Source organism: Sphingomonas sp. AC449 (assembly GCF_979253475.1).
The window spans coordinates 200,047-223,080 of the sequence record NZ_CEEDCZ010000004.1; the positions used below are offsets into that span (position 1 = coordinate 200,047).

Here is a 23,034-nt window from a genome sequence, read left to right on the forward strand (position 1 = left end):
CCGGTCAGTCGCGCAACAGGTCGTTGATGCTCGTCTTCGACCGCGTCTGCGCATCGACACGCTTGACGATCACCGCGCAATACAGCGCGGGCTTGCCGTCACCGCCGCCGATCGAACCGGGCACGACGACCGCGTAAGGGGGGACTTCGCCCTTGAACACCTCACCCGTCTCGCGGTCGATGATCTTGGTCGACGCGCCGAGATAGACGCCCATCGACAGGACCGCGCCCTCGCCCACGCGGACGCCCTCGGCGACCTCGGCGCGCGCACCGATGAACGCGCCGTCGCCGATGATGACCGGGTCCGCCTGCAGCGGCTCGAGCACACCGCCGATCCCCGCGCCACCCGACAGGTGGACGTTGCGGCCGATCTGCGCGCAGCTGCCGACGGTCGCCCAGGCATCGACCATCGTGCCCTCGCCGACATGCGCGCCGATGTTGACGAAGCTCGGCATCAGGATCGCGCCCTTGGCGATGAAGCTGCCGCGGCGCGCGACCGCGCCGGGTACGACGCGGATCCCCGCCGCGCGGAATTCGGCCTCGCCCCAGCCGGCGAATTTCGACGGCACCTTGTCGAACGCGGGCGCGCCCGCCGACCCGCCGTCGATCACGACATTGTCGTTCAGCCGGAACGACAGCAGCACCGCCTTTTTCAGCCACTGGTTGACCTGCCAGCCGCCGCCGGTTTCACCGCCGGTCGGCTCGGCGACGCGCGCGGTGCCCGCATCGAGCATCGCCAGCGCGCTATCGACCGCGTCGCGGACCTCGCCCCTGGTGTCGAACCCCAGCTTTGCGCGGTCGTCCCAGGCGGCGTCGATGATCGTCTGCAGCGTGCTCATGCTATCTCCAAGATGCTTTCCAGCCACGGCGCGAGCACCGGGACGGTAAAATCGATATGGTCGCGCTCGGTACCCGGCGACTGTTCGGATCCGTTGTCGACCCAGACGGTCGTCATGCCGATCGCCTTGGCGGGCGCGAGATTGCGGACCATGTCGTCGACGAACAGCGACTCGTTGGGGTCGATGCCGAACCGCGCGCAGAACCCGGCATAGGCCGAGGCATGCGGCTTGGGCATCAGGTCCATCGCGTGGATGTCGTGAATCGCCTCGAAACTGTCGCGCAGGCCGAGCCGGTTGAGGATCCGCAGCGCATAGGGCACGTCGCCATTGGTGAAGATCAGCTTGCGCCCGGGCAGCTTGGCGATCGCCGCGACGAGCGGTGCATCATGCTCGAGCACGTCCATCTCGATATCGTGGACATGCGCGAGGAACGCGTGCGGATCGACGTGATGCTCGGTCATCAATCCCGACAGCGTCGTGCCGTGATTGTGGAAATAACCCTTCTGGACGCGGCGCGCCTCGTTATGCTCCAGCCCCAGCAGGTCCTGGATGAACGCCGTCATCCGCGCATCGACCTGCGAGAACAGGTCGGCACTCGCCGGGTACAGCGTGTTGTCGAGGTCGAAGATCCAGTTGCGGATCGGGGCAAGGCGGGCAAGCATCGCGGCGAACCTCTAGGCACCCCGCCCGGTCGGGGCAAGCAGGCTCGGTCACCGCAACGCCCACGCACAGCCCCGCTATGCCGCGCGATAGAGAAACAAGGGGTGGATGTCGGCGGGGCGCGCACCCATCTCGTCTTTCATGACACGCTATTCGCTTCTCGATCTTGTCCCTGTCGTCGAAGGCGGCACGGTTTCCCAGGCTCTTGCCAACGCCGCCGATCTCGCACGCCACGCCGAAAGCGTCGGCTTCACGCGCTACTGGGTCGCCGAGCATCACGGCATGACCGGAATCGCCTCCGCCGCCACCGCGGTGGTGATCGCGCATATCGCTGCGGCGACGCGCTCGATCCGCGTCGGGTCGGGCGGGATCATGCTCCCCAACCATGCGCCGCTGACGATCGCGGAACAGTTCGGGACGCTCGACGCGCTGTTCCCGGGGCGGATCGACCTCGGCCTCGGCCGCGCGCCGGGTTCGGACCAGCGCGTCGCGCGCGCGATGCGCCGCACGCTCGAGACCGATGCCAACGCGTTCCCGCAGGACGTGCTCGAACTGCAGAGCTATTTCGCCGACGATGGCCAGACCGGGATCACCGCGACCCCGGGCGCCGGCGCGAAGCCCGAGATGTGGCTGCTCGGATCAAGCACGTTCGGTGCACAGCTCGCGGCCGCGCTCGGGCTCCCCTATGCGTTCGCGTCGCATTTCGCGCCCGACGCGCTCGACAGCGCGCTCGCAATCTATCGTCGCGACTTCAAGCCATCGGCGTTCCTGTCGCGGCCGCACGTGATGGCCGGGTTCAACGTCTCTGCCGCCGACAGCGACGCGGAGGCCGAACTGCTCGCCAGTTCGCAGCAACAGTCGTTCGTCGCGCTGCGTACGGGCAACCCGCGCCAGCTGCCGCCCCCCGTCGCGCATTACCGCGACACGCTGGGGCCGCAGGGCAACGCGATCCTCGACCACGTGCTGCAATGCTCGGCGGTCGGTGGCCCGGCAAAGGTCGCGCGCGGGATCGCCGCGTTCGTCGAACGCACCGGCGTCGACGAGGTCATGGTGACCAGCGCGATTTTCGACCACGAAGCGCGCAAGCGCAGCCTGTCGATCACCGCCGCGGTCATGCAGGACCTGAAACTCGCGGCCTGACGCGCGGCGGCTGTCTAGGCCGCGCGCGCTGGCGGCGCCTCATCACGGCGCAGCGTCAGAACCTCCACCCCGTCGCTCGTGACCGCGACCGTGTGCTCGAACTGCGCCGAGAGCTTGCCGTCGTCGGTCACGACCGTCCACCCGTCCTCCTCGGTCGAGACCTTGCGTGAGCCCTGGTTGATCATCGGTTCGATCGTGAACACCATGCCCTCGCACAGCCGCACGCCCGCGCCCGGCCGGCCGAAGTTCATGATGTCCGGCTGCTCGTGCATCTCGCGCCCGATACCATGCCCGCAGAACTCGCGGACGACCGAATAGCCGTTCTTCTTGGCATGACGCTCGATTGCAAAGCCGATATCGCCGACATGCGCGCCCGGCCGCACCTGCGCTATCCCCTTCCACATCGCCTCTTGCGCGACGCGCACCAGACGCTTTGCGGCGGGCGACGCGGTCCCGACCAGATAGGTCTTGCTTGAATCCGCAATAAAGCCATTTTTCTCGAGCGTGATGTCGAGATTGATGATGTCGCCGTCGCGAACGATCGCGTCCGCATCGGGCACGCCGTGGCAGACGACGTGGTTGATCGAACAGTTCAGCACGAACTTGAAGCCATATTGCCCCTTGCTCGCCGGCCGTGCCGCCAGATCCACCGTGATGAATTGCTCGACCAGATCGTTGATCTGCAACGTCGACATGCCGCGCAACGTCTGCCCGTCGAGCATCTGGAAGACGGATGCCAGCAGCTTTCCCGACACGCGCATCAGCGCAAGGTCTTCGCGCGTCTTCACCATGTCAGGCGGCCACCGCTTCGACGCCACGGACGTGGCCCGAGGTGAGTTGCGCCACGACGATATCGTTGAACGACCAGGTCGGGTTTGCCTCGGCAAGCATCCCGATCTTCATCCAGAACTCGGCCTGCGCATTGATCGACCGGCACATGACACCACTGGCCCGGCGCGCCTCCTCGTGCAGCGCGTCGTCAATCTTCACGATTCCCATATTCACCTTCCGGTCCCACCGACGATACGGACCATATATGTTTTATATGCTGCTTGGTCAATATCGAGGAGGAAGCCGGTTGCAACAGGTCTCAAACGGCCGGATTGCCGAGGCCACGTGCCCAACAGCCGCGCACCGCACCGCATCCCACCCAATAGTTAAAACGCCGATCTTCCACTGATTTTGTATCAAATAGCCAAGTATTGCCGCGCCGCCCCACCGCCCCCAGCATTGTCGATAGTTCGCAATCGGGATAAGATAACGGCATAAAATAGTGAGGGGGGGGGTGAAATGCGTGGACTCTTTCTTGGCATCATCGCGTCTGTTCTCGCATCGACACCCGGAGTCGAGGCGCAACAAGGCCCTCCGGCGCAGTCAGCCGGCCCAAACGACAGCGGTCCGGGGGAATTCAACCGCCAGCAGACCTTCCGTGATTTCCAGGCCGGCGTCACCGACTCCAATCGCCTGACGATGCGGCCTGTCCCGGTGCGGCCAAAGGAGATCGTGCAAGGGCTTGAAGTCCACGACGCAAAGGGCCTTGTCGTCGGCACGGTCGAGACCGTCGGCAAAGACTTTGCGGTCGTGACGAGCGCGATCGGTAGCGTCGAGGTGGATTTCCCGTCTTTTGCAAAGAACAAGAACGGGCTTTTGATCAATCTGCCCAAGAGCAAGCTCGACGGCATGATGGCGCACGGTCATCCCGCATCGTGAGGCACCGACAGGCTCGGACGCGATCCCGGGACGGTCTACGGCCTCAGTCTGAGCGCGCGCCCGGTAACCCGTCCAAATAGTTCACTACGGCGATGACGGCCCGTTGGCCCGCATAGAAGACAAGTCTGCTCTTTACGGCGTAATATTTGATCCCGATTGCCAAGGCTGCAACCCTGCTGAAGAGTCTATTCAACCAGCATCTACTGCCGACATAAGTCTCTGTGAGTTCCGGATGATCATATCGGGCGACGTTGAGCAACGGCAGTTGGATGGAACGCTGAGGGTGAGACACGTCGATCGACAACCGAATGTACATGCCGACCACGATCGAGAAAAGGCTAACCAGCCCTGCGAACGATCGCTTTCGGTTGACAGTTCGACACGACTGTACGTCTAATAATGAGCGGAAGCGGAATGACCGGATTTGGTGGAAAGCTGCCGTTGCATCGACAATCGTTCAAAGGCATCATCGCTGTATGAACTCGATCGCTTTTCAGCCCACTGCAGAAGACCTGCTTGCCGCAAATCGGCTGAACTTCGTTGCGACCGTTAAGTCTAAGCGGGTCGCAAGGTCATACGCTTTAGGCGGCTTAGTCCTCAGGATCGTGACCGCCGATGTATTTTCAACGTGGCAGCTTGGATCGACTGCAATCGGCGATGCAATTGGTGTCACATACTGGACAATATTACTTTCTCTCATCCTCCTATCGGCTTATCTCCGACTTCCTCGGCAAGTTAATCGGGTCTACAATCAGCAAAAGTCGTTGCACGATATCACTACCGTGCGCTGGTCTGACGAGGCTATTTCGTTCTCATCCTCTCGGGCCAATTCCAGTTTTCAATGGGCCGACTTTGTGAGGATCATCAAAGGAAACGAGATCATCATACTACGTCAGAGCGATGCGATGATGAACTTCATACCGCTCAGGGTTCTGTCAGCGCAGCAGGCAGAGGATATTGCCGCGAAGGGGTAACCCAAGGCGAACCTGATAGGTCCGCTTTTGAGCGGAAACCGTCACGCCAGCGGCATCTCCGACCACCAGCCCAGACCCCGTACGACGCCGGTCAGCTGGCGGCGGGCAGCCGCAACCGGACCATCAGGCCGCCGAGGTCCTCGCTCTCCTCGAGCCCGACCGTCCCCTCGTAGATCTCGGCGACGTCGCGGACGATCGCCATGCCGAGACCGGTCCCCGGCTTCCCCGTATCCAGCCGGACGCCGCGGTCGAAGATGCGCACGCGCTGTTCCTCGGGGATGCCCAGCCCGTCGTCCTCGATCAGGAACTCGACGAACCCCGCCTGTGCGCCGACCGTCACGAACACGCTCCCGCCACCATATTTCGCGGCGTTCTCGATCAGGTTGCCGAGCATTTCGTCGAGATCCTGGCGTTCGACATGCACCTTGAGCGACTTGTCGCCGGTGATGTCGATCCGGACGTGGCGATAGAGACGCGCGACCGCGCGCTCGACCGATTCGAGGCTCGGCCAGACGTCGGCGCGACTGTGCGCCGATCCCCGGCGACCGACGGCGCGCGCGCGCGCGAGATGATGGTCGACCTGGCGCCGCATCGTCCGCGCTTCGCGGATCACGGTATCCGCCAGGTCGTCCGACTGCGCGGTCGCGGCGTTCATGATCACCGTCAGCGGCGTCTTGAGCGCATGCGCGAGATTGCCCGCGTGGCGCCGCGCTTCCTCCGCCTGCCGCTCGTTATGCTCGATCAGCGCGTTGAGCTCCTCGACCATCGGCGCGACCTCGATCGGCATCGCGCTCGACACGCGGTTCGACTGGCCCGCGCGCATCCGCGCAATCTCCTCGCGGACGCGGCGCAGCGGCCACAGCCCATAGAAGGTCTGCAACGCCGCGAGCACGATCAGCCCGACCGCGAGCAACGCGAAACTGCGCACCAGCGTCCGCCGCAGCGTCGTGATCTGCGCATCGAGCCCGTCGCGCGCCTGCGCGACCTGGAAGCGCCAATGGATCTTCGACCCGGGCAGGACGACGTCGCGCTCGACGATGCGCAGCGATTCATCGCGGAACTGCTTGCTATCGTAGGTGTGCACGTTGCGGTCGTCGTGCGCGGACCCGAACGCCAGCCGCCGATCCCAGAGCGAGCGCGACGGGAAATCCTCGCGCCCTGCGCCCGAGACCTGCCAGTAGAGCCCCGAGCCGGGTTCGAGGAAGCGCTGATCCGCCGCGGCGTCGCGCGTGAAGATCACCTCGCCCTCCGGCCCGATCTCCGACGAGCTCAGCAGCGAGCGCAGGACATATTCGAGCTGATCGTCGAAATTGCGCGTCACCGCGGTCGCCAGAACGCGGTCGAGCGCATAGCCGCCCGCGCTCAACAGCACGGTGATCCAGATCGCCGCGATCAGGATCATCCGCCGCGACAGCGATCCCTTCGCGCGCGCCTGGACGTGCAACGGCAGGTCGACCGCGACGGCGGGCGTATCGGTCACGCGCGGGCTCCCGTCGGCATCGCGCAGATCAGGCGTCGGGGTCTTCGAGGCTGTAGCCGAGACCGCGGATCGTCGTGATCACGTCCTGACCCAGCTTCTTGCGGATCCGCGTCACGAACACCTCGATCGTGTTCGAGTCGCGATCGAAATCCTGATCGTAGATATGCTCGATCAGCTCGGTGCGGCTGACGACCTTGCCCTTGTGGTGGAGCAGATAGCTCAGCAGCTTGTATTCCTGCGCGGTCAGCTTCACCGGCTCGCCCGCGCGCGTGACCTTGCCGCTGCGCGTGTCGAGGCGGATGTCGCCCGCGGTCAGTTCGGACGAGGCGTTGCCGCTCGCGCGACGGATCAGCGCGCGCAGGCGGGCGATCAGTTCCTCGCTCTGGAACGGCTTGGCGACATAGTCGTCGGCGCCCGCATCGAGCCCGGCGACCTTGTCCGACCAGCTGTCGCGCGCGGTCAGCACCAGCACGGGCATCACCTTGCCCTCTTTCCGCCAGCGATCGAGCACGGTCAGCCCGTCGACCTCGGGCAGGCCGAGATCGAGCACGACCGCGTCGTAATTCTCGGTCGACCCGAGAAAATGCCCTTCCTCGCCATCGACCGCCAGATCGATCGCGTAACCGGCGCCTTCGAGGGTGTTCTTGAGCTGAGCCCCGAGATTCGGCTCGTCCTCGACGATCAGAACGCGCATGATAATCCTCTCGCTTGAAATGCTCGCGACCGACGCGACGCCGGTCGACTCCTCATCGATCCGTACGACCGACGATCTGGCCAGTGCGGCCATCGACATCGACCCAGATCACGGTTCCATCGCGCAGGAACTTGAGCGTGTAAATGGCGCTGCCGGAATCATAGTCGACGCCGATATACTGCGCGCCCCGCATCGTCGGGATCACCCGCGCCTCGATTTCGCGCAGCGGCAGCGACCGTCCGGTCTTGCGCGCTTCGAACGCGGACCGCTGGTCGCCGCGCCGCTGATCGGGCGCCTGCGCCGTGGCGACACCCGCGATCATCGGCATCGTCATCGGAAAGGCGGCAAGGGTTGCAAGAAACAACAGCATCTTCATTGGCGTGGCATAGCCATCCGGCATTGAACAGCCTGTGAATGGCGGTGCGCGGCACGACGATGGCACAGTGTAACTTGCCTGCATCACTCGGCCCCCCTACGTGGCGCGGACATGGCAGCACCAATCTTAGCATTCGAAGACCTCGGCCTCGTCCAGGGGTCGGGATGGCTCTTTCGCAACCTCGACATCCATATCGGCCCGCGCGACCGGCTCGCGCTGATCGGTCGCAACGGCGCGGGCAAGACCACGCTGCTGAAGCTGCTGGGCGGGAGCGTCATCGCCGACGAGGGCCGCCGGACGATCGTCCCCGGCACGCGCGTCGTGATCCTCGAGCAGGAACCCGATCTGCGCGGCTTCGCGACGTTGCGCGACTATGTGATGGCGGGCGACGATGCGCCCGTCAGCTACGAGGCCGATTCGATCGCGGACCAGCTCGGCATCGACCTGTCGCGCGAGGCGGGCTCGGCGTCGGGGGGCGAGCGTCGCCGCGCGGCGATCGTCCGTGCGCTCGCGCAGGACCCGGACGTGCTGCTGCTCGACGAGCCGACCAACCATCTCGACATCGGCGCGATCGAATGGATCGAGGACTGGCTCAAGCGTTTCCGCGGCGCGTTCGTCGTGATCAGCCATGACCGTACCTTCCTGACGCGCCTCACCAAGCAGACCTTGTGGCTCGACCGCGGCGCGATCCGGCGTGCGGAGATCGGTTTCGGCGGGTTCGAGGCGTGGACCGAACAGGTGTACGCCGAGGAACAGCGCCAGGCCGAGAAGCTCGATGCACGGCTGAAACTGGAGGAGCATTGGCTGCTCCGCGGCGTCACCGGACGGCGCAAGCGCAACCAGGGCCGCCTGACCAAGCTGCACGAGATGCGCGCCGAACGCGCCTCGATGATCGGACCGCAGGGCTCGGCGAACCTGACCACCAGCAGCGACGACACCAAGTCGAAGGTCGTGATCGACGCCAAGAACGTCACCAAGTCCTATGGCGACCGCACGATCATCGGCGACCTGACGTTGCGCGTCACGCGCGGCGACCGGATCGGCATCGTCGGCCGCAACGGCGCGGGCAAGTCGACGCTCCTCAAGCTGCTCACCGGCGAGATCGAGCCCGACAGCGGCACGATCAAGCTGGCCAAGACGCTCGACGCGGTCGTGATCGACCAGCAGCGCAGCCTGATGGCGCCCGAGAAGACGGTGCGCGAAGTCGTCGTCGACGGCGGCGAATGGATCGACGTGCTTGGCGTGCGCAAGCATATCCACGGCTATCTCAAGGACTTCCTGTTCGACCCCAACATGGTCGACGCGAAGATCGGGTCACTGTCGGGTGGCGAGCGGTCACGCCTGCTGCTCGCGCGCGAGTTCGCCAAGCCGTCGAACCTGCTGGTGCTCGACGAGCCGACCAACGATCTCGACCTCGAGACGCTCGACCTGTTGCAGGAGGTGATCGGCGACTATGACGGCACCGTCCTGATCGTCAGCCATGATCGCGACTTTCTCGACCGGACCGTGACGATCACGCTCGGCCTCGACGGTTCGGGGACGGTCGACGTCGTCGCGGGCGGGTATGAGGACTGGGAAAAGCGCCGCGCCTCGACCACCACCGGCAAGCGCGCGTCCAAGAAGGTCGCCGCGACCGCGCCGCCGGTTCCTGCACCGCGCGCCAAGTTGACCTACAAGGATCAGCGCGACTATGAGCTGCTCCCCAAGCGGATCGAGGCGCTCGACGCGCAGATCGCCGCCGATGCGACCAAGCTTGCCGCACCCGATCTGTACATGCGCGATCATGCGACGTTCACGCGCCTGACCGCGGCGATCGAGGCGGCGCGGGCGGAGAAGGAGGCGGCCGAACTGCGCTGGCTGACGCTCGCCGAACAGGCAGAAGGGTAAGCTCGCCTTCCGCGCTTTTTTCCTATAGGGAACCAGAACGGCATTGCGGCGTTGCAGCATACCGTAGTTGTAAGTCTTGGAGATTTCTATGAACCTTAAGAACCTGACCGGTGGCGCCCTCGCGCTTGCCATGATGTCGACCTCGGTTGCTGCCGTTGCAGCACCTGCCAACCCTGCTTCGAGCCTGTCGGTTTCGAACGCACGCGTCGGCACGGCGACGTCGAAGAAGAGCGAGCTCGCTGGTGGTGGCATCATCGCAGCGCTGATCGGCGCCGGCGTTGTTGCGATCGGCGTCATCGCCATCGTCAAGGACGACGACAACTCGGACAGCAACTAAGCTGTTTGCGGGACCGGGGCCTGGCCCCGGTCCCAACTTTTCCTGTCTCGATAGCGCCTATCGCAGCGCGCGACCGGCACGCCCGGCCAGATCGACGACATATTGCCACGCGACGCGCCCCGAGCGGCTGCCCCTGCGCGTGGCCCAGTTCACCGCCTCAGCGGGATCATAGGCAAGCGCGTGACGCTGTGCATAGCCGGCGACGATCGCTAGATACCCGTCCTGATCGAGCGCGTGGAAGCCGAGGCTGAGCCCGAACCGATCCGCCAGCGCCAGATGATCGTCGACCGCATCGCGCGGATTGATCGCGCTTTCCTGCTCGGCGATGTCGCGCGGCGCCAAGTGCCGGCGGTTCGCGGTCACAACCAGCCGGACGCTCGCCGGGCGAGGCTCCGACCCGCCCTCGAGCATCGATCGCAGCGTCCGCGCCTCGCCCGGTGCCTCGAACCCCAGATCGTCGACGAACACGACGAACGGACGTGCGACCCCTGCGAGTCGCACGAACAGATCGGGGAGCGTCCGCACGTCGAACACCTCGACGATCGCAAGACCCGCACCGGCGGGCAGCCCGGCATCCGCATCCGCCTGCACCGCCGCCACCGCGCTCTTGACGAGCGCCGACTTGCCCGTCCCGCGCGCCCCCCACAGCAGCACGTCATGCGCCGCATGCCCGCGCGCCAGTCGCCCGAGCGTCTCGAGCAGCGCGGACTTCTGCCGGTCGATCCCGACCAGCAGGTCGAGCGCCACCGGCGCAAAGCCGCGCGCGATGTCGAGCACGCCCTCACGCCAGACATAGGCCGGGTGCGCGCACAGATCGACCATCGGAGGAGGTGGCGGGGACAGCCGCTCGAGAGCAGCCGCGATACGGTCGAGGGGATCGGTCATCGCGCGGTAGTGACGACGCGCGCCGGATCACACAAGCGTCAGCGCAGTTCCGCCAGATGGGAGGCGATCACCCCGTCGCCAGGCGCGAGCCTTGCCGCCTTCTCGAGAAGCTGCCGCGCGCCGTCGCGTGCCGTCGGGCCCGCCTCGACGTCCGCTGCCAGCGCGACGCCATAGGCATCCACCACTGCCGCATTCATCGGCGCGAGCGCATAGGCGGCGCGTGCATAGCGCAGCGCGACCGCATCGCCCCCCCCGCCATCCTCGCCATCCTCGCCCTCGCGCGCCGCCACCGCGCCATAGGCACGCGACAGATCCGCCAGCAGCAGCGCATCGCGGTTGACGAGCTGGTGCCGAACGCCTTCGAGCGTCTCGATCGCCGCCGCCGCCTGCCCCGCCCCGAGCTGCAGGCGGCCAAGAATCCACCGCGCGGCAACGCTCTGCGGGTTCTGTGACAGATAGAGCGCCAGCGCGGTCGCGGCCGGCTCGGTCTGTCCGGCCCGCCCGAGTGCATCGACCAGCCGCAGCATCACCGGCTCGTCGAACCGCAGGTTTGCCGCCCGCGCATAGACCGGTGCCGCGTCGCGGTAGCGCCCCGCCACGCTCAGCGCGTCCCCCAGCGCGAGCAGCGCGGCGGGCGCCCCCGGACTCGCAGCGGCCAGTGTCCGCGCGCGGGCAATCGCACCGGCATGATCGCCCGCCTGCGCACGACCGCGTATCGCTGCGAGCATCAGGCTCGGCACGTCAGGAGTGCGCGCGACATCGGCCTCGAGCGTCCCGATCTGGTCGTCGATCCAGAACGGCTCGGACGCACCCGTCGCGGCGCGGCCGGCGCGGTCGAGATACGCCGCCACGGCCGCCGCATCGTCGGGGGTCTCGGCGACGGCGCCGAGCGCGCGCCCGAGCAGCGTCAGCGCATAGCTGTCCGCATCGCCGCGCGCACCGATCGGTCGCAGCATGTCGAGCGCCGCACGCGGATCGCCCGACCGGAGCAATGCCGCACCGAGCAGCCGGCGGACGCCGACGTTCAGCGGCTGCTGCCGTGCCAGGCCGCGCCACATCGCGCTCGCCTGTTCGAACTTGCCCTCGGCATAGTCGAGCGACCCGCTGAGCAGGATCGCACCGGGCAGGCCGTCGATCGCGCCGCCGGTCTTCTGCAGCAGCGACCGCGCGAGCTCGATCCGCCCGGCGCGCGCGGCGAGAACCGCCTGCAGGTACAGCGCCTGCGGACTTCCCGGCCGCGCCAGCTGGGCGCGCCGCGTCGCCGCGAGCATGTCGGCATAGCGCCCGGCATCGCCCAGCGTCGCCGCATATTCGATCAGCGCCGGGTGATAATAGGCATCGGTCGCCAACGCGCGCTCGAACCACGGCAATGCCGCGATCAGGCCGTACCGCAGCCGTACCACCTCGCCCTGCATCGTCAGCGCGGCGGGCTCGCGTGGCAGCAACGCCACCGCCTGCGCCGCGGCGGCGGCGGCACTCCCGACGTCCCCTGCATTGAGCGCCAGGCGGCCGAGCGCGGTCCAGCCCGCGCCGTCGCGGGGCTGTTCTTCGACCTGCCGCCGCAGGATCGCCCGCGCCGCCACGGTATCGCCCTGCGCCGCCATCGCCTGCGCGCGAACGCGTTGTGCATCAGCGGCGTAGCGTGGCCCCGCCTGGTCGGCCGCGTCGATCGCGCCGGCGGGATCCCCCTGGAGAAGCCGCGCCTGCGCCTGCAGATGATGGAGCCGGTCCGCCGCGACCCCGGTGTCGCGAGCGCGCACCAGTTCAGCCTCTGCCGCCAGACCGTCGCCAAGCTCGAGGTCGGCGCGTGCAAGCACGGCGTGCGCGATACCCATCGCGGGTGCCGCGCCGATCGCGGCCTGCGCATTGCGCCGCGCCGCGCTGTAATTGCCCGCGGCCAGCGTCGTTCGCGCATCGGCGAGCGCCGTTCGCGCATCCACTTTGGGGCTCCGCGTCGCGAGAACCGCAACGCCCGCGACGACCACGAGCGCGAGCAGCGCGATCGCCAGCAACCGCAGCCGCATCGGCGTGAAGACGCGCGTCCACCGGACCACGCGCTTCCGCCGGAGCAGGGGATACGGCGTATCAGCCATGCAGGTCGTAGCTTTTGAGCAGATCGTACAGCGTCGGCCGACTGATCCCCAGCATCCGCGCCGCGCCCGAGATGTTGCCCTCGGCACGCGCCAGCGCACGGCGGATCGCCTTGCGGTCGGCGACCTCGCGCGCCGCGCGCAGGTTCAGCGCATCCGCGTCGTCGGCGGTGCCGTCGAGATCGAGATCGGCTGCGGTGATCAGCTTGCCGTCCGCCATGATCACCGCGCGCTTGATCCGGTTTTCGAGCTCGCGGACGTTGCCGGGCCAGCCCCAGCCGTCGATCGCGGCGCGCGCATCGGCGGCGAGACCGGTCACCCCTGTGTTCATCGCCTTGGCATGTTTGAGGATGAAGTGACGCGCCAGCACGCCTGCATCGCCGCTGCGCTCGGCGAGCGTCGGAATCCGGACGACGATCTCGGCGAGCCGGTAATAGAGATCCTCGCGAAACCGCCCCGCCGCGACCATCGCGTCGACATTCTGATGCGTCGCGCAGACGATCCGCGTGTCGACCGCGATCGCCTTGCGCCCGCCGACGCGCTCGATCACCCGCTCCTGCAGGAAGCGCAGCAGCTTGACCTGCAACGCGAGCGGAACGTCACCGATCTCGTCGAGGAACAGCGTGCCGCCCGCGGCCTGTTCGATCTTCCCCTCGGTCGTCTTGATCGCGCCCGTGAACGCGCCCTTCTCGTGCCCGAACAGCTCGCTTTCGAGCAGCGTTTCGGGGATTGCGGCGCAGTTGATCGCGACGAACCGGCCCTGCGCGCGCGGCGATGCATCGTGCAGCCCGCGCGCGAGCAGTTCCTTGCCCGTCCCGCTCGCGCCGAGCAGCATCACCGAGACGTCGGCGGGGGCGACCCGCTCCAGCGTCCGCGTCACCGCCGCCATTTCGGGCGACGCCGCGATCAGGCCGCCAAAGCCCGCATTGGCGTTACGCGCCGCAAGCCGCCGGTTTTCCGCCTCGAGCGCATGGACGTGGAACGCACGTGCGACGATCAGTCCGAGCGCATCGATATCGATCGGCTTGGCATAGAAATCCCAGGCGCCGTCGGCGATCGCGGTCAGCGCGCTTTGCCGGGCACCGTGCCCCGATGCGACGATGACCTTGGTATCGGGTTTGAGTGCGAGGATTTCTCGCAGCGTCGCAAAGCCTTCGGTCACGCCGTCGGGATCGGGTGGCAGGCCGAGGTCGAGCGTGACGACCGCGGGCTCATGCGCGCGGACCGCGTCGATCGCCTGCGCCCGGTCGCTCGCGACGACGATCTCATAGCCGTCATAGACCCAGCGTAGCTGACGCTGCAGTCCGATATCGTCCTCGACGATCAGCAAGACCGGCCGCGCCCCGCCCGAAGAGCCGTCGCCGCTCATGCCGCTACCTCCATCACGTCCGCGATCGGGAGGCGGATGCGGAACCGCGTCCCCTCTCCCTCATGGCTGTTCACCTCCAGCGTTCCGCGCATCTCGCGCACGAGTTGCAGCGCCTCGCAAGCCCCGATCCCGAACCCCGTCGGCTTGGACGAGACGAACGGCTTGAACAGCTGGTCGCGGACGAACCCCGCGCTCATCCCGCATCCGTGATCGACGACGTCGACGACGACCGAGCGCCCGGCGGTCTCGACCGACAGCAGGACCGCGTCCCCCGCCGCACTCGCCTCGATCGCGTTCTGGACGAGATGCCCGAGCACCTGTTCGAGCCGCCCCGCCTGCGCGGTCGCGAACGTCGCCGCCGATACCCGCGTCGTGACGGGGTGCAGCAGCCGGTGCGTTGCCGCGACGCGTTCGATCAGCGCGCCGACCTCGATCGGCTGCACCGGTTCGTCGCGCGTGACATGATGCTGCGACAGACGCGCGAGCAGGATGTTCATGCGGTCCGCGGATTCCTTCAGCGTCGCGATCATGTCGATGCGGAATTCCGGGTTGTCGGCATGGCGTTCGGCGTTGCGCGCGACGAGGCTCAGCTGGCTGACGAGATTCTTGATGTCGTGGAGGATGAACGCGAAGCGGCGGTTGAACTCGTCGAAGCGCTGCGCATCGGCGAGTGCGCTGTGCGCGCGATCCTCCGCCAGATAGCTCGCGGCCTGGCGGCCCGCGACGCGCAACAGGTCGAAATCCTCCCAGTCGAGCGAGCGGTCGACGGGCGGCCGCGCGAGTACGATCGCGCCGACCATCGCGCCGCCGTGGACCAGCGGGACGATCGCCCACGCCTCGCGACACGCGAGCAGCCAGCCGGGGATACGCGACCGCGTCTCGTCGGGGGCGCTGCCGTTGCGGACCGAATCGAGTTCGACGATGTGCGCGCGTTCGTGCAGGTGCAGCGCGACTACGGCGTCGGGATCGGCGTCATGCCCCCCATGCGGCCAGTTCCAGCCGGTCGCCGTGCGCAGCGCGCCGTCGCGATCGCCATCGGCTACCAGCAACAGCCCCGCAGGCGATGCGGTGATGTCCGCGACCGCCTTGATGACGCGGCATTCCAGCGTCTCGGCGGTCCGGCCCGGCGATCCGAGTGTGTCGGTAAAACGCTGCCACTCGGCGCGGTAATCATAGCGATGCCGGAACAGGTGTTTGGCGACCGTCACCTGCGTCCACGCGCGCAGCCACGGCGTCGCCAGCAGCGTCAGCAGCGCGGCGGTCGATCCGCAGATGATCGCGGTCTGGACGAGGCGCGCATAGGGCCCGGCATAGCTGTCCGCGACCTGCGTCGCGACCAGCGTCATCCCGCCATAGAGGATCAGCGCGATCGCGCCGAGCGAGCGGGTCGCGATCGGCCGCGACAGCGCCAGCGGTGCATCGCCGCTGCGATTGACCGCAACGAGCAGCGCCAACGCCACACCGATCATCACCAGGCCCCGTGTCAGCATCACGGCACCGGCCTGTGTCGTCCCTATCAAACTCACCCCGAACGTCACGAGATCGACCGTCCACAGCACCCCCAACGCGAGCAGGACGAGGCGTATCCGCCCCGCGCCCGCAGCGGCGGCGGCATGCGCCTGATAGAGGTGGTTGACGAGGACGAGCGCGCTGACCGCGACCATCATCCCGAAGACCAGCCGCGCGCTGTCGAGCGCGGCGAGCGCGCTCTCGGGCATCGGCACCAGCGCGACGACGGCCATCCCCGCGGCGATCACGGCGGTTGCGATTACAGCGACATACACCGCGCTCAGCGCGAGCGTGGCGGCCCGGTCGCGTCGCGCCAGCGCGAACATGAAGCCCAGCCAGGCGATGTTGCGCGCGCTCTCGGCGATCCGCGTGCTGACGTCGCCCGCGCCGATCCCGGACACCGCGAGCGCGCATAACGCGCTCAACCCCAGCGCCGCGACGAACGCCCCGCGCGGCCAGGTCCCCGCCGGACGCCGCGCCTGCATGACCGTCAACAACCCGAACAACAGCCCCGCAAACGCGTGGCTCCACAATATCCCCGCCGCCATCATCACCGCGCCCCGCCCGGCCAAATCACCACCCGAAGCGTCTGCAACAGGATCAGCATGTCGAGAAACGGCGAGTAGTTCTTGGCGTAGTAGAGGTCATATTCGAGCTTGTGCCGGGCATCCTCGATCGACGCGCCATAGGGATAGTTGATCTGCGCCCAGCCGGTGATGCCCGGCTTCACCATGTGCCGCTCGGCATAATAGGGTAGCTGCTCCTCGAGCTGGTCGACGAACTGCGGCCGTTCGGGTCTTGGGCCGACGAAACTCATCTCTCCGCGCAGCACGGTCCATGTCTGCGGCAGCTCGTCGATCCGCACCTTGCGGATCAGCCGGCCGATGCGCGTGATCCGCGGATCCTGCTCCGCCGCCCATACCGCTTCGCCCGCGACCTCCGCATCCTGCCGCATCGATCGAAGCTTGAGGATATCGAAATCCTGATTGTACAGCCCGACCCGCCGCTGCCTGTAGAAGGCTGGCCCGCGCGACTCCGCCTTGATCGCCAGCGCCGTCAGCAGGATCACCGGGAGCGTGATCGTGAGCAGGATCAGGCTGGCGACGATATCGAACGCCCGCTTGAACACGCTCGACAACATCCGGCCGCTCGCAAACCCGTCGGAGAAGATCAGCCAGGACGGGTTGACGCTGTTGAGATCGATCCGCCCGGTCTCGCGCTCGAGAAAGCTCGAAATCTCGCTGACCTGGACGCCGGTCGTCCGGACGCGCAGCAGGTCCTTCAGCGGCAGCGCGTTACGCCGTTCCTCGAGCGCGAGCACGACTTCGCTCGCATTGTGATCGACGATGTGCGCCGAAAGATTGGGAATGTCCTCGCGGGGAATCGCGCCGTCGATCACCGCGCCGGGCTCTCCCATCGCGACGAACCCGGCCACGACGAAGTTGATGCCCGGCTGTTCGGAAAGTACCCGTATCCGCGCCGCCCGCTTACCCGCGCCCAGCACGATGATACGCCGCTTGAACGTATCGCCGCCAAAGGCCCGCCCGAGTACGGCCCGTACCGTCACCAGCAGCACCGCTGCGATCACCGTCGCGTACAGGAGGTTCGACCGCCAGAACGTCAATGCCGGTACCAGGAAGAAGATGAGCGACAGGAAGATGACGCCCAGCGAGAACGCGACGGCAAGGCGTGCCGCGGCAAACCGCAACGACAGGAACGACGCCACACCATAGGCGCCCACCGCTATCAGCGCGATCTGCAGCGAGGCGGCGAACGTCACCAGTTGCGCAACGCGCGTCGATATCGGCTCGACCTCCATCCCGATCTGCCGGGCGCGAACGACCCAGCCGATCTCGGCGGCGCAGATCAGGAGAATCGCGTCGACGAAGCCAAGCAGCAGGACTGCATAGGGGACGTAATGTTTGAAGAGCCTGACCATGGCTTGGCGCATCCCGACAGGGTGTCTGTAAACGCAACCGACACGTGGGCGTTCGTTTGACAGAATTTCACCAACAAACTCTGAATATGATCCGAAGCTGGCGGGCTTGACGATTGGCAGGGCCGGAATGGCCGTTATAGGTCATGGCCGATGGAGGATGCATGACGGTTCGAACGATTATTCCGGTGATTCTGTCAGGCGGCTCCGGAACACGGCTGTGGCCGATGTCGCGACCCGAGATGCCCAAGCAGATGCTTGCGCTTACCGCCGAAGAAAGCATGCTGCAACTGACCGCGGGCCGCGCCCGGGGCGAACGCTTCGCCGCGCCGATCGTCGTGGCGAATGCCGCGCATGCCGATCTGGTCGAGGAGCAGCTGAAGACCGCAGGTGCCGAGGCGCAGGCGCTGATCCTCGAACCAACGGGGCGCAACACCGCGCCGGCGATCGCGCTGGCGGCGATCGCCGCGGGCGAGACGGGTGCCGGCAGCGGCGATGCGATGCTCGTCATGCCGTCCGATCACGTCATTGCCGACCTGCCCGCCTTCCACGCCGCGATCGCCGCGGCGCTGCCGATGGTCGCGCAGGGCTGGCTGGTGACGTTCGGCATCGCGCCCGACGCACCCGAGATCGGCTATGGCTGGATCCAGGTCGGCGAGGAACTGGCCGCGGGCGTCCACCGCGTCGCGCGGTTCGTCGAAAAGCCGCCGCTCGACAAGGCGCAGGCGATGCTCGCCTCGGGCGATCATGCCTGGAATGGCGGCATCTTCCTGTTCCGTGCCGACGCCTATCTCGCCGCGCTCGCGCAGCATGATCCCGGCATCCTGGTCGCGACGACCGATGCGATGAGGCTCGCCCGTCGCGAAGGCACGCGGATCTATCCGGATGCCGAGGCCTTCGCCGCGTCTCCCGATGACTCGATCGACTATGCCGTGATGGAAAAGGCGGACCGCGTCGCGGTGGTGCCGGTGGCGATGGGCTGGAACGACGTCGGCAGCTGGGACGCGTTGCATGCGATCAGCGAGCGTGACGCGGACGGCAATGCGCATCGCGGCGATGGCGACGGCAGCGTGCTGGCGATCGATACGAAGAACTGTCTGGTGCGCAGCGACGGCGTCAAGGTCGCGCTCGTCGGGGTCGAGGACCTGATCGTCGTGGCGAGCGGCAACGACGTGCTGATCATGCCGCGCGGTCGCAGCCAGGAAGTGAAGAAGCTGATCGCGGCGATGAAGAACCGCTGAGGCTTTTTCGTCAATACTCGAAACGGACAAAGGGCCGGGGAGCGATCCCCGGCCCTTTTGCTTTGGGTCGTCTTGGTCGCAACGGAGGACCGGCAAAGCCGGCCCTTTTCGTCGGACGGGACTGGGGGCTTTCGCCGCCCAGCCCGCCGGCCGTTCTGATCTTGTGTCCGGGGCAGGTTGTCCTGCCCCGGTCCAAGATCAGAAGTCCATGCCGCCCATGCCGCCCATGCCGCCGCCGCCGCCCATGGGCATGGCGGGCTTGTCTTCGGCCATTTCGCTCACGGCCGCTTCGGTCGTGATCAGCAGGCCTGCGACCGATGCTGCATTCTGCAGCGCGGTACGGACGACCTTGGTCGGATCGATCACGCCGGCTTCCACCAGGTTCTCGTAGGTGTCGGTCGCGGCGTTGAAGCCGATGTTCGAGTCGTTGCCGTCGAGCAGCTTGCCCGAAACCACCGCACCGTCATGACCCGCGTTCTGCGCGATCTGGCGAACCAGAGCCGTCAGCGACTTGCGGACGATGTCGATACCGCGCGTCTGGTCTTCGTTCGCACCGGTCAGGCCGTCGAGGACCTTGGTCGCGTACAGCAGAGCCGTACCACCACCGGGGACGATGCCCTCTTCGACGGCTGCGCGGGTTGCGTGCAGTGCGTCGTCGACGCGATCCTTGCGCTCCTTGACTTCGACTTCCGACGAACCGCCGACCTTGATCACCGCAACGCCACCGGCGAGCTTGGCGAGACGCTCCTGGAGCTTCTCCTTGTCATAGTCGCTGGTCGTGTTCTCGATCTGCTGACGGATCGCTTCGGTGCGGCCCTTGATCGAGTCATGATCGCCGGCACCGTCGACGATGACGGTGTTGTCCTTGTCGATCGTGACGCGCTTGGCGGTGCCGAGCATGCCGAGCGTGACGGTCTCGAGCTTGATGCCGAGGTCTTCCGAGATCATCTCGCCCTTGGTCAGGATCGCGATATCCTCGAGCATCGCCTTGCGACGATCGCCGAAGCCCGGTGCCTTGACCGCTGCGACCTTGAGGCCGCCGCGCAGCTTGTTGACGACGAGCGTGGCGAGCGCCTCACCCTCGATGTCCTCGGCGATGATCAGGAGCGGACGACCCGACTGAACGACGGCTTCCAAAATCGGGAGCATCGCCTGCAGGTTCGACAGCTTCTTCTCGTGGATCAGGATGTAGGGATCCTGAAGCTCGACGGTCATCTTTTCGGGGTTGGTGATGAAGTAGGGCGAGAGATAGCCGCGGTCGAACTGCATGCCTTCGACGACGTCGAGCTCGAATTCGAGACCCTTGGCTTCCTCGACGGTGATCACGCCTTCCTTGCCGACCTTCTCCATGGCTTCGGCGATCTTCTCGCCGACTTCACGGTCGCCATTGGCCGAGATGATGCCGACCTGCGCCACTTCCTTCGAACCCGAAACCGGCTTCGAACGCGCCTTGACGTCCTCGACGACCTTGACGACGGCGAGATCGATGCCGCGCTTGAGGTCCATCGGGTTCATGCCCGCTGCGACCGACTTCATGCCCTCGCGGACGATGGCCTGCGCCAGAACCGTCGCGGTGGTCGTGCCGTCACCGGCGATGTCGTTGGTCTTCGAGGCCACTTCGCGCAGCATCTGCGCGCCCATGTTCTCGAACTTGTCCTTGAGCTCGATCTCCTTGGCGACGGTAACGCCGTCCTTGGTGATGCGCGGTGCGCCGAAGCTCTTGTCGATGACGACGTTGCGGCCCTTGGGGCCCAAGGTCACCTTGACTGCGTCGGCGAGGATGTCGACGCCGCGGAGGATGCGCTCACGCGCGTCACGACCGAATTTTACGTCCTTGGAAGCCATGTCAGCTGCCCTTTCAGAATTTTTGCGTTACCCCAGCGGACGCTGGGGTCTTGCAGTAATTGGGAGACCCCAGCTTGCGCCGGGGCGACGGGAAGGTGGTTAGCCGACGATCCCGAGGATGTCCGATTCCTTCATGATGAGGAGGTCCTCACCGTTCACCTTGACCTCGGTGCCCGACCACTTGCCGAACAGGATCTTGTCGCCGGCCTTGACGTCGAGCGGCGTGATCGTGCCGTTCTCGGCGCGGGTGCCGGTGCCGATGGCGACGACTTCGCCTTCCTGCGGCTTTTCCTTGGCGGTGTCGGGGATGATGATGCCGCCAGCCGTCTTCTCTTCGGCTTCGAGGCGCTTCACCAGCACGCGGTCGTGCAACGGACGAAAGTTCATGGGATCCATGTCCTTTAGGTTTGTGACAGATTTCTGGCACTCGACGATATCGAGTGCCAACAGCCGTCATATGTGCCGCGTCCCCGGCATCGTCAACGGGCGTCCAATCGAAAATCGCGTCAATCGGTACAATCCGCGGGTCAGGCCGAGACGAGCCCCAGCCGATCACGCCCCGACCAGCGCCACAGCAGCATCACCGATACCACCGCGAGCCCTGCGAACAGCCCCCACCACACCCCCTCGCCCGAAAGCGGCGTGCGGAAGCCGAGCAGGATCGCGGTGCCGAAGCCGATCACCCAATAGCCGAACAGCGCGATCAGCATCGGCGTCCGGGTATCCTGCAGCCCGCGCAGCACGCCCGCCGCGACCGCCTGCGCGCCGTCGACGAGCTGGAACACCGCGGCCACGCCGAGGAAGCGCAGCGCGAGCGCGACGACGACCGCGTTCTGCGGCAGGTCGGGATCGACATAGACGCCGATCATCAGCCGCGGGACCGCCCAGATCAGCAGCGCGCTGGCCGCCATGAAGCCGATCCCGACGACCAGCGCGACATTGCCCGCGCGGCCGATCCAGACGCGGTCCTGTGCGCCGTACGCCATGCCGACACGGATCGTCGCCGCCTGCGCGACGCCGAACGGCACCTGGAACGCGACCGCGGCGATATTGAGCGCGATCGCGTGCGCCGCGACCTCGGCGACGCCGATCAGCCCCATCAGCAGCGCCGCGCCGCCGAACAGCGCGCCTTCGAAGATCCAGGTCAGCATGATCGGCGTGCCGAGCCGGACGATCTCGTGAAAGCGCGACCATTCGGTCCGCCACCAGCGGCCGAACAGGTGGAAGCGCCGCAGCCGCCGGTCGGTCGTCAGGATCACGCCATACGCGATCATCATCACGCCGAGGCTGGCGACGCTGGCGAGCGCCGAGCCCTCGAGCCCGAGCGCGGGGAAGCCGAGATTGCCGAACACCAGCAGCCAGTTGCCCGCGATCCCGACGAGCAGCGACAGCCCGGTGACGAGAAACGCCCAGCCCGGCCGGCCAAGCGCCGCCGCCGCGGTGCGCATGACGCCCGCGAGCACGCCGGGCAGCAGCGCAAAGGCGATGATCGTCATGAACCGGCCGGCGCGGCGCGCGACCTCCGGGTCCTGCCCGGCGAGCCGCATCAGCGTTTCGCCCTGCGTGAGGACTAGGATGACGGGGAGCGAACCGAGGATCCCGAGCCACAGCGCCATCCGCACGCTGCGCCGGACCTCGCGCACGGCATGCGCGCGGCGGCCGAGTTCGGCGGCGATCAGCGGCGCCGCCGCGCTGGTCAGCCCGATCAGCGCGAACATCAGCAGGTTGAAGACGAACACGCCGAGCGTCGCGGCGGCAAGATCGACCGTGCCGAGCCGCGCGACGAAGATCACGTCGACCGCGGACACCGCCATCTGGATCAGGTTCGCCCCGACCAGCGGGCTGGCCAGCCGGAGCAGCGCGTAGAATTCGGCGCGGGCGTCGGCCGGCGCCGGACCGGTGGCGATGGGAACGGGTTCGATCACCCGCTCGCCCCTAGCCGGATTTGTGCAGGGAGGCACCCGCGATATGCCCTGCGCGCGACGCCGGGTGGACGACCCGTGGTGCTTGGTCAGGAGCCGCGGGGCCGGCGTCGTCCTGCTGGGTTCTGGATCCTGACTTTC

21 protein-coding genes are annotated in these 23,034 nt (G+C 66.8%); 6 read left to right on the forward strand and 15 right to left on the reverse strand.

Annotated features, from left to right (window positions below):
* Window positions 1–4 precede the first annotated feature (4 nt).
* Together dapD and AC0CH3_RS09595 are read right to left on the reverse strand one after the other, a co-directional pair.
* A complete protein-coding gene (dapD, locus tag AC0CH3_RS09590; RefSeq protein WP_354303372.1) occupies window positions 5–838 on the reverse strand; it encodes a 2,3,4,5-tetrahydropyridine-2,6-dicarboxylate N-succinyltransferase in 834 nt (277 codons plus the stop codon).
* Window positions 835–1,500 carry a pyrimidine 5'-nucleotidase gene (locus AC0CH3_RS09595; RefSeq protein WP_354303374.1) on the reverse strand — a complete coding sequence of 222 codons (666 nt, stop codon included), beginning with the start codon at window positions 1,498–1,500 and terminating at the stop codon, window positions 835–837. The genes dapD and AC0CH3_RS09595 overlap by 4 nt, the downstream gene beginning before the upstream one ends.
* 139 nt (window positions 1,501–1,639) lie before the next feature.
* Between AC0CH3_RS09595 and AC0CH3_RS09600 the strand changes: the two genes are divergently transcribed.
* Window positions 1,640–2,638: an LLM class flavin-dependent oxidoreductase gene (locus AC0CH3_RS09600; RefSeq protein WP_465237805.1), complete on the forward strand. Its 999-nt coding sequence runs from the start codon at window positions 1,640–1,642 to the stop codon at window positions 2,636–2,638.
* A gap of 14 nt (window positions 2,639–2,652) precedes the next feature.
* Here AC0CH3_RS09600 and map read toward each other — a convergent pair whose 3' ends face one another.
* Both map and AC0CH3_RS09610 read right to left on the reverse strand, forming a co-directional pair.
* Complete coding sequence (gene map / locus AC0CH3_RS09605; RefSeq protein WP_354303376.1) at window positions 2,653–3,429, reverse strand: type I methionyl aminopeptidase; 777 nt, start codon at window positions 3,427–3,429, stop codon at window positions 2,653–2,655.
* 1 nt (window position 3,430) lies between these two features.
* Entirely contained in the window at window positions 3,431–3,637 is a 207-nt protein-coding gene (locus tag AC0CH3_RS09610; RefSeq protein ID WP_354303578.1) for a ParD-like family protein, read from the reverse strand.
* Between the two features lie 291 nt (window positions 3,638–3,928).
* On the opposite strand from AC0CH3_RS09610, the gene AC0CH3_RS09615 reads away from it, so the two are divergent.
* Both AC0CH3_RS09615 and AC0CH3_RS09620 read left to right on the forward strand, forming a co-directional pair.
* Window positions 3,929–4,348, forward strand: a complete 420-nt coding sequence (locus tag AC0CH3_RS09615; protein WP_354303378.1) for a hypothetical protein — start codon at window positions 3,929–3,931, stop codon at window positions 4,346–4,348.
* A 476-nt stretch (window positions 4,349–4,824) separates the two neighbouring features.
* Window positions 4,825–5,322: a YcxB family protein gene (locus AC0CH3_RS09620; protein WP_465237806.1), complete on the forward strand. Its 498-nt coding sequence runs from the start codon at window positions 4,825–4,827 to the stop codon at window positions 5,320–5,322.
* Between the two features lie 91 nt (window positions 5,323–5,413).
* On the opposite strand, the gene AC0CH3_RS09625 is transcribed toward AC0CH3_RS09620, so the two are convergent.
* The 3 genes from AC0CH3_RS09625 to AC0CH3_RS09635 all read right to left on the reverse strand — a co-directional run bounded on the left by AC0CH3_RS09625 (window position 5,414) and on the right by AC0CH3_RS09635 (window position 7,866).
* Complete coding sequence (locus AC0CH3_RS09625; RefSeq protein ID WP_333997025.1) at window positions 5,414–6,724, reverse strand: sensor histidine kinase; 1,311 nt, start codon at window positions 6,722–6,724, stop codon at window positions 5,414–5,416.
* Window positions 6,725–6,830: 106 nt separating this feature from the next.
* Window positions 6,831–7,496: a response regulator transcription factor gene (locus AC0CH3_RS09630; RefSeq protein WP_056022041.1), complete on the reverse strand. Its 666-nt coding sequence runs from the start codon at window positions 7,494–7,496 to the stop codon at window positions 6,831–6,833.
* A gap of 52 nt (window positions 7,497–7,548) precedes the next feature.
* Complete coding sequence (locus AC0CH3_RS09635; RefSeq protein ID WP_457325960.1) at window positions 7,549–7,866, reverse strand: hypothetical protein; 318 nt, start codon at window positions 7,864–7,866, stop codon at window positions 7,549–7,551.
* Between the two features lie 117 nt (window positions 7,867–7,983).
* Between AC0CH3_RS09635 and AC0CH3_RS09640 the strand changes: the two genes are divergently transcribed.
* Together AC0CH3_RS09640 and AC0CH3_RS09645 are read left to right on the forward strand one after the other, a co-directional pair.
* A complete protein-coding gene (locus AC0CH3_RS09640; protein WP_354303383.1) occupies window positions 7,984–9,759 on the forward strand; it encodes an ABC-F family ATP-binding cassette domain-containing protein in 1,776 nt (591 codons plus the stop codon).
* Window positions 9,760–9,847: 88 nt separating this feature from the next.
* Window positions 9,848–10,096, forward strand: coding sequence for a hypothetical protein (locus AC0CH3_RS09645; RefSeq protein WP_333995937.1), 249 nt, complete (start codon window positions 9,848–9,850; stop codon window positions 10,094–10,096).
* 57 nt (window positions 10,097–10,153) lie between these two features.
* Here AC0CH3_RS09645 and AC0CH3_RS09650 read toward each other — a convergent pair whose 3' ends face one another.
* The 5 genes from AC0CH3_RS09650 to AC0CH3_RS09670 are packed head-to-tail and all read right to left on the reverse strand — an operon-like array spanning window position 10,154 to window position 17,888.
* Window positions 10,154–10,981 carry an ATP-binding protein gene (locus AC0CH3_RS09650; RefSeq protein WP_354303385.1) on the reverse strand — a complete coding sequence of 276 codons (828 nt, stop codon included), beginning with the start codon at window positions 10,979–10,981 and terminating at the stop codon, window positions 10,154–10,156.
* A gap of 38 nt (window positions 10,982–11,019) precedes the next feature.
* Entirely contained in the window at window positions 11,020–13,074 is a 2,055-nt protein-coding gene (locus AC0CH3_RS09655; protein ID WP_354303387.1) for a tetratricopeptide repeat protein, read from the reverse strand.
* A complete protein-coding gene (prsR, locus tag AC0CH3_RS09660; RefSeq protein ID WP_354303389.1) occupies window positions 13,067–14,440 on the reverse strand; it encodes a PEP-CTERM-box response regulator transcription factor in 1,374 nt (457 codons plus the stop codon). The genes AC0CH3_RS09655 and prsR overlap by 8 nt, the downstream gene beginning before the upstream one ends.
* Complete coding sequence (gene prsK, locus AC0CH3_RS09665) at window positions 14,437–16,521, reverse strand: XrtA/PEP-CTERM system histidine kinase PrsK (protein WP_354303391.1); 2,085 nt, start codon at window positions 16,519–16,521, stop codon at window positions 14,437–14,439. The genes prsR and prsK overlap by 4 nt, the downstream gene beginning before the upstream one ends.
* Entirely contained in the window at window positions 16,500–17,888 is a 1,389-nt protein-coding gene (locus AC0CH3_RS09670) for a TIGR03013 family XrtA/PEP-CTERM system glycosyltransferase (protein ID WP_354303393.1), read from the reverse strand. The genes prsK and AC0CH3_RS09670 overlap by 22 nt, the downstream gene beginning before the upstream one ends.
* A gap of 143 nt (window positions 17,889–18,031) precedes the next feature.
* Between AC0CH3_RS09670 and AC0CH3_RS09675 the strand changes: the two genes are divergently transcribed.
* Window positions 18,032–19,126 carry a mannose-1-phosphate guanylyltransferase/mannose-6-phosphate isomerase gene (locus AC0CH3_RS09675; protein WP_457325805.1) on the forward strand — a complete coding sequence of 365 codons (1,095 nt, stop codon included), beginning with the start codon at window positions 18,032–18,034 and terminating at the stop codon, window positions 19,124–19,126.
* Window positions 19,127–19,324: 198 nt separating this feature from the next.
* On the opposite strand, the gene groL is transcribed toward AC0CH3_RS09675, so the two are convergent.
* From groL to AC0CH3_RS09690, 3 genes are all read right to left on the reverse strand, one after another.
* The gene (gene groL, locus AC0CH3_RS09680; RefSeq protein ID WP_055873865.1) at window positions 19,325–20,971 is read right to left on the reverse strand and encodes a chaperonin GroEL; all 1,647 of its coding nucleotides are present in this window, start codon (window positions 20,969–20,971) and stop codon (window positions 19,325–19,327) included.
* A gap of 99 nt (window positions 20,972–21,070) precedes the next feature.
* Window positions 21,071–21,358 (reverse strand): co-chaperone GroES, encoded by a 288-nt coding sequence (gene groES, locus AC0CH3_RS09685; RefSeq protein WP_056022032.1) that lies wholly within the window; start codon window positions 21,356–21,358, stop codon window positions 21,071–21,073.
* Between the two features lie 140 nt (window positions 21,359–21,498).
* Window positions 21,499–22,896, reverse strand: coding sequence for an MATE family efflux transporter (locus AC0CH3_RS09690; RefSeq protein ID WP_457325800.1), 1,398 nt, complete (start codon window positions 22,894–22,896; stop codon window positions 21,499–21,501).
* Between the last annotated feature and the right edge of the window lie 138 nt (window positions 22,897–23,034).